The sequence below is a fragment of the Caballeronia sp. ATUFL_F1_KS4A genome (assembly GCF_023630905.1).
Taxonomy (GTDB): Bacteria; Pseudomonadota; Gammaproteobacteria; order Burkholderiales; family Burkholderiaceae; genus Caballeronia; species Caballeronia zhejiangensis.
Window position 1 is genome coordinate 1 of the sequence record NZ_JALQEB010000031.1, and the last position, 11983, is coordinate 11983.

Annotated in this window: 11 protein-coding genes; 5 read left to right on the top strand and 6 right to left on the bottom strand. The window is 62.0% G+C overall.

What is annotated here, in order from left to right; translation table 11 throughout:
• The coding region (locus NCS03_RS19310) for a hypothetical protein (RefSeq protein WP_250529601.1) at window positions 1–228 on the top strand (228 nt) is incomplete at its 5' end.
• A 62-nt stretch (window positions 229–290) separates the two neighbouring features.
• On the opposite strand, the gene NCS03_RS19315 is transcribed toward NCS03_RS19310, so the two are convergent.
• From NCS03_RS19315 to NCS03_RS19325, 3 genes are all read right to left on the bottom strand, one after another.
• A complete protein-coding gene (locus NCS03_RS19315; protein WP_250440757.1) occupies window positions 291–671 on the bottom strand; it encodes a DUF4148 domain-containing protein in 381 nt (126 codons plus the stop codon).
• A 348-nt stretch (window positions 672–1019) separates the two neighbouring features.
• The gene (locus NCS03_RS19320) at window positions 1020–3443 is read right to left on the bottom strand and encodes a penicillin acylase family protein (protein WP_250529602.1); all 2424 of its coding nucleotides are present in this window, start codon (window positions 3441–3443) and stop codon (window positions 1020–1022) included.
• Window positions 3444–3612: 169 nt separating this feature from the next.
• Window positions 3613–3783 (bottom strand): hypothetical protein, encoded by a 171-nt coding sequence (locus tag NCS03_RS19325; protein WP_008354446.1) that lies wholly within the window; start codon window positions 3781–3783, stop codon window positions 3613–3615.
• Window positions 3784–4031: 248 nt separating this feature from the next.
• Between NCS03_RS19325 and NCS03_RS19330 the strand changes: the two genes are divergently transcribed.
• The 4 genes from NCS03_RS19330 to NCS03_RS19345 are packed head-to-tail and all read left to right on the top strand — an operon-like array spanning window position 4032 to window position 8545.
• Window positions 4032–4988 carry an HlyD family secretion protein gene (locus NCS03_RS19330; RefSeq protein WP_250529603.1) on the top strand — a complete coding sequence of 319 codons (957 nt, stop codon included), beginning with the start codon at window positions 4032–4034 and terminating at the stop codon, window positions 4986–4988.
• 11 nt (window positions 4989–4999) lie between these two features.
• Window positions 5000–5938, top strand: coding sequence for an ABC transporter ATP-binding protein (locus tag NCS03_RS19335; protein ID WP_502801531.1), 939 nt, complete (start codon window positions 5000–5002; stop codon window positions 5936–5938).
• Window positions 5935–7095, top strand: coding sequence for an ABC transporter permease (locus NCS03_RS19340; protein WP_250529605.1), 1161 nt, complete (start codon window positions 5935–5937; stop codon window positions 7093–7095). Before NCS03_RS19335 ends, NCS03_RS19340 begins: the two co-directional genes overlap by 4 nt.
• A gap of 10 nt (window positions 7096–7105) precedes the next feature.
• Window positions 7106–8545: an efflux transporter outer membrane subunit gene (locus NCS03_RS19345; RefSeq protein ID WP_250529606.1), complete on the top strand. Its 1440-nt coding sequence runs from the start codon at window positions 7106–7108 to the stop codon at window positions 8543–8545.
• Here NCS03_RS19345 and NCS03_RS19350 read toward each other — a convergent pair.
• Genes NCS03_RS19350 through NCS03_RS19360 form a run of 3 tightly spaced genes read right to left on the bottom strand, consistent with a single transcriptional unit; the run spans window position 8538 to window position 11982 of the window.
• Window positions 8538–10067, bottom strand: a complete 1530-nt coding sequence (locus NCS03_RS19350) for a class I adenylate-forming enzyme family protein (protein WP_250529607.1) — start codon at window positions 10065–10067, stop codon at window positions 8538–8540. The two genes, NCS03_RS19345 and NCS03_RS19350, sit on opposite strands and share 8 nt — an antisense overlap.
• Window positions 10068–10119: 52 nt before the next feature.
• Window positions 10120–11022, bottom strand: coding sequence for an SMP-30/gluconolactonase/LRE family protein (locus NCS03_RS19355; protein ID WP_250436106.1), 903 nt, complete (start codon window positions 11020–11022; stop codon window positions 10120–10122).
• Window positions 11023–11037: 15 nt separating this feature from the next.
• Window positions 11038–11982 (bottom strand): 3-hydroxyacyl-CoA dehydrogenase, encoded by a 945-nt coding sequence (locus tag NCS03_RS19360; RefSeq protein WP_250529629.1) that lies wholly within the window; start codon window positions 11980–11982, stop codon window positions 11038–11040.
• Window position 11983: the final 1 nt, after the last annotated feature.

Here is an 11983-nt window from a genome sequence, read left to right on the forward strand (position 1 = left end):
CTATCGCCGATTCCGAAGAACCAGCCGCACCCGCCATCAAGCGCCCACACTTATCGGCTGTTAGTTTTTAAAGAGCACATCGCAAGACAAGCCTTACTTCAACTTCCGTCTTGCGTCGCTGCATCAGCAGCAGAGAAACGAGATTATGAAGAGCCGATGACATCTCCGCAAGCCCCTTTCGCAAATTATTTTTCTGCGCCCGCCAAACGCCGCTGGACGTACAAATAGCCAGACATGCAAACGCGGGAAGTCCCGACCGACTCCCCCGCGCTCACCAACAGCCCGACGACTCAGCTTCCGAAAAACAGCGTGCAATAACTCGCGGGCCCGACGCAATCCGACGTAGACATCCACATCGAACCATGCTTCATCGACATCGGCTTGCGCATCGCGCCTGAACCCGACGCCGCGCCGCCGGCATGGGTGCCGCCGTACGCTTCATTCGCTTCGTTCGTGTTCCGCCGCGCGGCGACCTTCGCTTCCGCCGCCTGAATATCCGAGGGATAGTTGGCTTGCTCGCCCGTGGCCGGCGAATACCCCGCCTGTTCGAGCTGAACAAGCTCGGCCTTGACTTGTTCGCGCGTCAGAGGGGCGTTCTGGCTCTGCGCGAAAACGAACGTGGGTGCAGCGACCACGGCGACGGACACGACGATTTTGGCGATGGCGTTCATGATGTTCACTCCGACAGAAAAGGTTGACCGGATCGCACGCGATCCACGACCTCATCGAACGCACAGGGCCCTTGCGCGGCTTCGACTCACTTGACCTAGGTTTCAAGCGTAGAGGCTTCGATTGGTTAACCCGGGTACGCAGCGATCTATTCCCGCGTCGAGCAGACTCTATAAGAAGAAAAAGGAAGGAAGCGCGGAGGACGAACCGGATGAGGAGTCCGGCAAGGCGCCAGCCAGCACCCGTCCACCGCGATCGCAATTGTGATGCAAAGCGCCGTGAAGATCATCGGCGCTCGCGTTGAAGAAGCCTTGCCGCTCCCGCAACAATGGCGCTCACGCAGCCCGTGCTCAATGCGCGTCCGGCACGAGATGCACGCGTTTCTCCGTTGCGGCTTCGACGGCCGAGCGCGAATACAGCAACGGGAAATACTGCCCGTCGAGCCACATCTGCGCGAGATCCCGATAATGCGGGCTATCCGGATCGCCCGATTCGCCAGGCAGATTCACCGCACGCGAGTTGTCCCAGTTGCCGACATCGACGACCACACGAAACGACGGTCCGTTCGTCTCACGGAAGTCGCTCGCGCGATAGGTCGACTGATTCGGCGTGTAAGCGCTGCCGCCCTTTCCGATCGGCCCGACGTTCAGCTTCGCACGCATGTCCGCATCGACGACATCGGCCAGAGGATGCGCGTTGAGGTTCGTTTGCAGCTTGCCCCAACGCCACTGGGTTGCATCGGCGCCTTGCAGATGACGCATCTCCGCATAGGCATCGCGCAGACTCGAAAGCAGAACGGCATCGCGTTTGGCCAGCGCCTCATCGCCGAAGCGCGTCTCGGGATGTTCGAGCGAATCGAGCATCACCGAGGTATCGGGTGCGCCGAACGACGCCGCCGCGTCCTTCGGCAACACCGCTTCCTTGAACGTGCGTCCGAGATGACGCGAGAACCATACTTCTTCGAGCGCGGCTTGCGGCGAACTCGCGCTCATGTGCGCGTCCCAGTCCTTGAGCATCGCGAGCGCGGCGCGTGTGTCTTCATCATCGCTCGAAAGCGGCGCGAGTAATGCGACGAGCCTGCGCGCCGGAATCGAAACGTCATCGTTCTGCAAGCGCTCAGAGTCTTCGATCGACACCCTCGGCAGCGATTTCAACACTTCGTCGATACGCTGATGCCGCGACCCGTTGGTCCATTCGAAGCCGAGCTTGCGCTCCGCATACGGATAACCCGCGGGCAGATTCATTTCATTCGACGTGGTGAAATAAGCTTGCGCCGGGTTATAGACCGAAGGCATTGCATCGCGCGGCCAGAAGCCCGCCCATTCATAGCGGCCATCGCCGGGCACGGGCATGAGGCCGTCCCAGTTCGGGCGTTTCGGCGCGAGGCCGCTCGGCACCCAGCCGATGTTTCCATCCTTGTCCGCATAGAGCTGATTCACAGTCGGCGCGCCCCATGTCGCAAGCGATGCCTTGAACTGCGCGTAATTCTTCGCGCGCATATAGCGCATCGAATCGAAATACGGCGACATGCCGGGCGACAGCCACGCCGTGCGCACGGCGAAGGCGCGATGCTTGCCTTCTTCCGTATAGATCACAGGACCGTGTCGCGTGTAAAGCAGATCGGCGGTGACGGGAGCGCCATTACGCACGGCGATCTGTTCACGCACGACGCGCATCGGCTCCCACTTGCCCTTATAACGATACTGCCGCGAATTCGCCGGATTCAACTCGTATACATAGAGATCTTCCTGATCGATGTTGAAGATCGTGAGTCCATAAGCGATCGAGCCGTTATGCCCGATCGAAATGCCTGGCGCCGAAGGTTCGCCCGCGCCGATGATATCGAGCGTCGGCGTGCTGATCTGCTGAATGTAGCGAAGGCTCGGCGCGGCATAAGCACGATGCGGATCGTTCGCCATGATCGCGCGGCCCGTCGCCGACTTCGATGGCGCGATCACCCAGTTGTTGCTGCCTTCGGTCACTTCCTCGGGATTCTCGGCTGCGGCGATCATCGTCGTCGATGCATCCGTGCTCTTCATCGACTCCTTCGTCACGCGCACGCCTTGTGTTGCGAGCGTAAAGACTTTGAGGACATCATCGGGAAGGCAGGGATCGAGGCCCGCGGGCATCTGCGCTTTCCACTGCGGCTGCAGTCCGAAACGCACGGTGTCCGCTTCGAGCGAGCTCTTGCACGTCACGCGTGCACGCGCGACTTCGCTCGTGAGATTTCGCGTGAGACCGTGGCTGCGAATACGCACGATATCGTCGGCGCTCCATTTCGCCGGCCAATAGCCGATCTTGCGAAACTCATAAGGCATGCGGTCCGGATGCGCGGCAAGCCAGTCGATATACGCATTCACGCCGGCTGCGTAGCGTGTCGCGGCAGGCTTCGCATCGGGACCATAGCGCTGCCATTCGGTCGCCATGTCGCCGCGATAAAGAAAGAGCCGCGTGGCCTTGTCCTGTTCCACATAAGCGGGACCGAAGACCTCCGAAAGCTCGCCGAGGCCGCGTCTGCGCCACAGATCGATCTGAAACATGCGGTCACGCGCGGCGTTGAAGCCTTGCACGAAGAAGGCGTCGCTATCGTTGACGGCGAAGATGTGCGGCACGCCCCAACGGTCGATCAAGATGTCCGACGGTTGCGAAAGACCCGCAACGGCAATCGTTTCATCGCCCGGTGTATCGGCGAATGCGATTCGCGCGTCGAGCGGTGCGATTAGAGATGCGCCGATCGTCAGCGCAATCAGGCGTTGTCCCTTTCTTCGATTCATCTTGGCGTCTCCGTTCTTATCAGTGTCGATTCCAGTCACACGAATATCGCACTGTAATTCGAATGCAGGAGACACGCAAAGGTTGTCGGCGGTTATTTAATTCGGAAGCCGAATCTATTCGCGAAACGCTTTCACCCGAATGACGCCATTCTCGAACAGCGACTCGAGCTCACTCGTCCTGCCGCGGCTGCTCCTGCAAAGCCGTATCGCGGATGACTTCCGCGAACTTCTCCAACGCCTGCAGCGGACCACTCACGCTGTTGTATTCCTGCGTGCCGATCCGGCCTTCCAGCACCACTGAAAAGCCGCAGTCCTGCGCGATCTTCAAAAGATTGTCCATGTCGTAGTCGCCTCGTGTCGCTATCAGCGAAGCACACGTAATGCCTGCTCGCGCTTTCGTCTTACTTTCGCTCATGGCGTCGTTTTACGCCGGCGCATCCGCCCCGCCTGTAATTTTTACTCGCGCCGTCTATCCTTGATTTGGCACACCCGCGTGCGACTCACCGCCGCTCTGCTTGACACCGACGAGCCGCCTCACGTATTGTTTGGTAGACCAACCAAGTAACGAATACTTCCACGGAGCGCGCCATGAGCCGCATCACCGCCATCCCGATCTGCTTGCTTTTCGCCACGGCGCTCGCGGCGTGCTCGCATCAGGACCGCGATATCTATCAGGGCTACGTGGAAGGTGAATTCGTCTACCTCGGCTCGTCGCAATCGGGCAAGCTCACAGCGCTGTCCGTCGCGCGGGGGCAAACGTTGAAGGCGGGAACGAGCGCCTTCATGCTCGAATCGGCCGATGAAACCGCCGCCCTCGATCAGGCACAGCGTCAACTCACGGCCGCGCAGTCGCAACTCGAGGACATCCTCACGGGAAAGCGCGCACCGGAGGTCGCATCGGTGCGCGCGCAACTCGCGCAGGCACGCGCGAACGCTCGCAAGGCCGCGCTGCAACTGAGCCGCGATGAAGCGCAGTTCAGCGCGGGCGGCATCGCCAAAGGGCAGCTCGACGATTCGCGCGCGAATGCGGATGCCGCCGCCGCGCAAGTACGCGACCTCGCCGAACAGGTCGATATCGCACGCCTGCCGGGCCGTCCTCAACAGATCGCGGCGCAACGCGCGCAAGTCGCAGCCGCGCAAGCCTTTGTCGCTCAGGCGCAATGGAAGGTCGACCAAAAGCGCGTTGCGGCGCCTGCGGACGGGCTCGTGTACGACACGCTTTATCGTGTCGGCGAATGGGTACAGGCGGGCAGTCCGGTCGTGCAGATGTTGCCGCCGCAGAACGTGAAAGTGCGCTTCTTCGTTGCGGAAAACATGGTGGGCAGCCTCGCAACGGGGCGCGCGATATCGATTCATTGCGACGGCTGCACGGAAGACGTGCCCGCGAAAATCACCTACATCTCGAATCAGGCCGAATACACGCCGCCGGTCATCTATAGCAACGAGAATCGCTCGAAGCTCGTGTTCATGGTCGAAGCGCATCCTCAACCGGCCGATGCATCGAAGCTGCATCCGGGCCAACCCGTCGGCGTGAGGTTGCAATGAGTGTAACGAGCATGCAGGACACGCTATACGTCATCGACGTCCAGAATCTCAACAAGCTCTTCGGCGACAAACACGTCGTCAACGATGTATCGCTGCAAGTCGCGCGCGGCGAGATCTTCGGCTTTCTCGGCCCGAACGGCAGCGGCAAGACAACATCCATCCGCCTGATGTGCGGCCTGCTCACACCCGATTCGGGCAGCGGTACGTGCCTCGGCTACGACATCGTGCGCGAAAGCGAAGAGATCAAGCGCAACGTCGGCTATATGACGCAGCGCTTCTCGTACTGGGAAGACCTGACGATTCGCGAGAATCTCGACTTCGTCGCGCGCATCTATCAGATGAGCAATCGCCGCGAAACCGTGGATCGCGCGCTCGAAGCGCTCGGTCTGGAGAGCCGCGCGAGTCAGCTGACGGGCTCGCTCTCGGGCGGATGGAAGCAACGCCTCGCGCTCGCCGCATGCATGCTGCACGAGCCGAAGCTGCTCCTGCTCGATGAGCCGACCGCAGGCGTGGATCCCACCGCGCGCCGCGACTTCTGGGAGGAGTTGCATCGTCTCGCCGCGAAAGGCATTTCGGTGCTGGTGAGCACGCACTACATGGATGAAGCCGAGCGATGCCACAAGCTCGCGTATATCGCGTATGGCAAGCTGCTTGCGCAAGGCACCGCGAACGAAGTGATCGCATCGCAAAACCTCGCGACATGGAGCATTCACGGCGAGCATTTGAGCGAACTTTCCGAACGCTTGCGCAAGACGCCCGGCATCGATCAGACCGTCGTATTCGGCTCTGCGCTGCATGTGAGCGGCAGCGATCACGCTGCGCTCGAGGCGGCCGTGCGCGATGCGACAAAAGACGGCGCAACGCGCGCCGAGCCGATCGAAACCGGACTCGAAGACGTCTTCATCTATCTGATGAGCCGGTCGACCGACAACTTCGAGGTGACGTCATGAAGGCACGCGGCCCGCTCGCGATATTCGCGCGCTTCTCCGTGACGCGCTGGTGGAGCATCGTCATCAAGGAGTTCCTGCAATTGCGGCGCGACCGCATCACGTTCGGCATGATCGTCGGCTTGCCTATCGTGCAGCTCGCCCTCTTCGGCTACGCAATCAACACCGACCCGAAGCATCTGCCGACGGCCGTGATCGTCGGCGATCAGAGTCCGTTTTCGCGCAGCTTCATCGCGGCAATGGAGCACTCCGGTTACTTCGACATCGTCGAGACGCTGCCCGACGACGAAGCTGGCCGTCGCGCACTTGCGCAAGGCCGCGTGCTTTTCGTGCTGAACATACCCGTCGACTTCTCTCGCAAGCTGTTGCGCGGCGAGCGGCCCGCGCTGCTCGTCGAGGCCGACGCGACCGATCCGAATGCGGTGAGCAAGGCGAGCAACGCGCTGACCATGCTCGTGCAGTCCGTTGCCGACAAGGACATCACCGGCCCGCTTGCTCGTTTGAACGCAACGCCCGCCCCATTCGACGTGCAGGTCCACAACCTCTACAACCCCGAAGGCATCACGCAATACAACGTCGTGCCCGGCTTGATGGGCGTGATTCTCACGATGACGCTCGTCATGATGACCGGCCTCGCGATGACGCGCGAACGCGAGCGCGGCACGATGGAAAACCTCCTTGCCACGCCCGTGCGTCCCGTCGAAGTGATGACGGGCAAGATCGTGCCTTACGTGTTCATCGGTCTCATTCAGGCGTCGATCATTCTCGCGGCCACGCGTTTCGTCTTCCATGTGCCGCTCGTCGGCGATCCGCTCGCGATCTATCTCGCCGCGCTGCTTTTCATCGCCGCGAATCTGACAGTGGGCATCACGCTGTCGTCGCTCGCGCAGAACCAACTTCAGGCAATGCAGCTCACCATGTTCTATTTCCTGCCGAACATCCTTCTCTCCGGCTTCATGTTTCCGTTCGCGGGCATGCCGGCGTGGGCGCAGTTCATCGGCAATTTGCTGCCGCTCACGTACTTCAATCGCCTGATTCGCGGCATTCTTCTCAAGGGCAACGGCTGGGCGGACCTGTGGCCCTCGGTGTGGCCGATGGCGCTCTTCACCGTCATCGTGATGGGCATTGCGTTGCGCTTCTATCGGCGCACGCTCGACTAGGGAAACATCGATGAAAAAGATTCTTCCCCTCTGCGCACTCATGTTGTGCGGCTGCACTGTCGGCCCCGATTTTCATGCGCCTGCGCCGCCGGACACGCAGACCTATGTCAAAACGCCGGTCGCGGCAAAGGACTTTCCCGCGGCCGATCATGCGCTGCCGCGCTGGTGGACGCAGTTCGGCTCCGATACGCTGAACCGTCTCGTCGATCGCGCATTGAGCGACAGTCCCACGCTCGACGAGGCGCGGGCGAAGCTCGTGCAGGCGCGCGAGGACTATCGCACGCAGGCGGGCGCGACATACTTTCCCGTCGTCGATGCCTCGCTCTCCGGCTCGCGTCAAAAGGTCGATCCTGCTGCCTTCGGCGTGCCGATTCCGAGTCCGGGTCCGTTCACGCTTTATGATGCCTCGGTGAGCGTGTCTTACACGCTCGACTTCTTCGGCGGCGAGCGGCGCGCACTCGAAGTATTGCGTGCGCAAGTGGACTATCAGTCGTTCGAGCTCGATGCGGCGCGGCTTTCGATCGCGGGCAATGTCGTTGCCACCGCGATCCGGCGCGCTTCGTTGCAGCATCAGATCACGCTCACCGAAGGTCTCGTCGATGCACAGATGCGTCAACTGTCCATCATGGAAGGCCGCCTGAAGGCGGGCGGCGTCGCGCCGTTCGACTTGCGCAGCCAGCGCACGCTCGTCGAGCAGACGCGCGCCAGCCTTCCGTCGCTCGTCACGCAACGCGATCAGGCCGATCACCGGCTTGCAGTGTTGCTGGGCGTCGAGCCATCCAAGGCCGACTTCGATGCCATCACGCTCGACTCGCTTCATGTTCCGGGCAACGTTCCGCTGACCTTGCCCTCGACGCTCGCACGCGAACGACCCGACATCCGCGCATCGGAAGCGTTGCTGCATCGGGCGAGCGCGAACGTCGGCGTGGCGACTGCCGACCTCTATCCGAAGTTCTCGCTCTCTGCGGGCGTGGGAAGCCAGCGCACGAACATCCACGACATGCTCAATAGCCTCAACGTGTGGAACGTCGGCCTGAATCTCACGCAGCCGCTATTTCATGGCGGCGAGCTGCGCGCGAGGAAGCGATCGTCCGAAGCGGCCTACGAAGCAGCCATGCAAGCCTATCGACAGACCGTGCTGGACGCGCTGCAACAAGTCGCCGATAGCCTGACCGCGCTTCAAAACGATGCCGATGCCCTGCACGCGCGCGAGATCGCGGCGAACCAAGCGCAAGCCAATCTCGACACAGCCAGCGCGCGCTTTACGGCGGGCGGTGTGAGCCGCTTCGATCTGCTCGACACACAACGTCAGGCGGTTCAGACGCAACTCGATTACGCGCTCGCGCACGCCAATCGTCTCTCGGACACCGCGGCACTTTTCCAGTCGCTGGGCGGCGCAGGCGAAGACACGAATGCAGCGAGCAAACCGGTTGCATCCGCAACTAATTAGCGAGCTTTCCGAGCCGATGCTTGAGCACCTTGCCGCTCGAGGACACCGGCAATGCATCGAGTATGCGGATAGAAGAAGGCCGCTTGTAGGGCGCGAGCCGCTCGCCGACCCACTCCGCGAGTTCGCTTTCGCTCGCCGTGCAGCCGGGCCTCAATTCGACGAACGCAAGCACGTCTTCATTGCCCTGCACGCTCCGTCCGATCACGGCGGAATGCAGCACGGCGGGATGACTGTTGAACGCCTGCTCCACTTCCGCGGGATACACGTTGAAACCCGAGCGGATGATCAACTCCTTGCTGCGCCCGACGATATACAGGTTGCCCCTCTCGAAGCGCGCGAGATCGCCCGTCTTGAGCCAGCCGTCCTCCGTCACCGTGGCCGCCGTCTGCGCCGCATCGCGGTAATAGGCGAGCATCACGTTCGGCCCGCGCACCCATAGTTCGCCGGTATCGTCGGCGTCGCTTTGATGCGCGAGCGGCACGATGCGCGCCTCGACGCCTGGAATCAGCGGCCCGACGGACGAATCGGGCGCCGGTGCATCGAGCAGCGTGTTCGATACGGTCGGACTGCTCTCCGTCATGCCATAGCCGTTATGCAAGGGCACACCGTAGAACGCTTCGGCAGCGGCCTTGAGCGTCATGTCGAGAGGCGAGCCGCCGCAATAGACGAAGCGCAACGATGGCGCATTCAGGCCGCCGCGCGGCGTGAAATGATCGATCAGCTTCGCATGCATCGCGGGAACGCCTTGAAAGATCGTCATGCGTTCATCGCTGAGAACGCGTCCCGCGCGCGCGGGATCGAAACGCGCCGCAAGACGCAACGTCGCGCCCGCATACAGCGAACCGAGGCACATGGACGCAAGACCGAACACATGCGATATCGGCAGTACGGCATAGACGCGATCGCTGGTACCGACACGACGCAGCGTGCTGGATACTGCCGCGACGAACAGCAGATTGCGATGCGACAGCATCACGCCCTTCGGCGCGCCGGTCGTTCCCGTCGTGTAGATGAGCGCCGCGCATTGCCTGTCCGATGACAGTCCGTGCGGCTCCTGCTCAGACGCGGCATCGATATCGCTTAACGCAAACGCGCCGATCGGCGTCGCATCGAGCGATTCGACCGAAGCGCCGTCACGTTGCGCGTGATGCGCGGCGTCGTCGGAAACATCGACGGTATAGAGCGCGATGCGTGGCTTCGCATGCGCGCGGATCGCATCGAGCTCGACTGCGGACAATCGCGCATTCACGATCAGCGCCCACGCATCGAGACGGCTCACGGCAAAAAGCGATGCGACGAGCAGGACGCTGTTCTCGCCGATCAGCATGACGCGATCGCCGGCGCGCACGCCCGCCGCACCGAGACGCGCGGCCAGCGCATCGATTGCATCGTCGAGTTGCGCATAAGTCAACGCGCGCGCGTCCTCATGCAACGCGATGTGATCGGGATGCGCCTTCGCACCGCGCGAGATGATCGCGTCGATGCGCGCGGGCAGCGACGCAATGAGCTTGTTCGTATCCATGTCGAGCGATATCGTTCGAGACCCTGAGGCCCGAATGATAAACGCTCATGCTCTATCCCGCGAAACGCGGCTCGGGAATGCCGCGCACGCCGAGGCCCGTCACCGCGAAAAGGCCGCCCTTGTCGCGCTCTTTCTGCGGAATGCCCCACATCGGGCGGCCCATCGTCGATACGTAGAGGATGTCGAGACTCGGTCCGCCGAACATCACGCTCGTCAGATTGCGCACGGGAAACGGCACGACGCGATCGAGTTTGCCATCGGGAGCGAAGCGCAGAATGCGTCCGCCGAAGACGAGAGCAGACCAGACATAGCCTTCTTCATCGACGGTTGCGCCATCGAACGTGCCGGCCATGTCGTGCGCCGATGCGAACAGGCGCTTGTTCGTCGCCGCGCCCGTTTCGATGTCGTAGTCGTAGGCGTACATCTCCTTGCTGTATGTGTCGGTGAAGTAGAAGGTCTTGTTGTCGGGGCTCCAGCATGGGCCGTTCGAACAACTGATGCCGCTGTCGAGCCGCGTGACCTGGCCATTCGTATCGAGCCGATACAGCCCGCCGCTGCGCGTCGAGCGCTGGCCGCGATCGGCATCGTAGCGGTCGAAGTCGTAGGACATGGTGCCCGCGATGAAGCGTCCACGGCGATCCACCTTTCCGTCATTGAACCGCGTCTCGGGATCGTCGCTTTCGGGATCGGCGATGAACTGCACGGTCTGCGCATCGAAGTCGTAGAAATGCAGGCCGTTCGCGAGCGCGACCACCGCGCCGCCCTGCTCGCGCAACGCCATCGAACCGATGTGACGCGGCACGAAATAGCGCTTCACGTCGCCGCCGTCAGCACGGCAGCTATAGATTTCCGCGGCCGTGCTGTCGATCCAGTAGAGCCGTTCCTCCTTCACATCCCATAGCGGTCCTTCGCCGAGATGATTGTTCGCATCGACCAGCAAGCGTACTTCGGGCATCGTCGTCTCCTTTGTTCAGGCTTCACCGTCCTCGATATCGCGCCGATGCGCGAGCAGCGCCATCAAACGCCGATCGCGCCAGCGGCTGCGTTCTTCGATCGTCTCGCGGGGCAGCACCGCGCGCCGTTCGGCATCGAGCTTGCCGAGCGTCTCGGCGGACCAGTCGAACGGCTTGCGTCCCGCAGCGATGCTCTTGTATGTGCCGCCGTAGCGCGCGGCGTAATCGGCCACGCCACCGGGCGCGTTGAGGTCGATCGTTTCGAACGGGCCCATGAACGACCAGCGCATCGCGAGTCCATCGCGTATCACGGTGTCGAGATCGGCGGCGCTCGCATAACCTTGTTCATAGAGACTCAACGCTTCGTCGAGCAACGCGCCTTGCAGACGATTGAGCAGAAAGCCCGAGATCTCGCGATTCACGGTGACGGGCTTTTGCTTCGCTCCTTCGTAGATGGCGCGTGCGCGTTCCATCGTGTCCTGCGAGGTCCACGGCGCGCCGCACAACTCGACGAGCGGCACCAGCGACGGCGGATTCACCGGATGCGCGACGAGACAGCGTGCGCGGCCTGCGATGCCTTCCGTGAAGGTCGATGCAGGCAATCCCGATGTCGAACTCGCGAGAATCGCGTCAGGCTTCGTGAGGCGGTCCAGTTCGATGAACAACGCACGCTTCGCTTCCACCACTTCCGCGATGTTCTCCTGCACGAGATCCGCGTCGGCGACAGCATCGGCGAGATGTTCGCATGCGGTGATGCGGGCCACGATCGCATCGACGGCTTCATCGATCAGATCGAACGACGCCAGATCCTCGACGCTTTCGCGGATCGCGGGAATCGCGCCGCCGAGCATGTCCTTCGATGCATCGTGGATCGTGACGTTGAAGCCGCTCTTCGCAAAGACGATCGCCCACGCGCGGCCGATACGGCCCGAACCGATCACCGCAATGTTGTTCGCTTGCATC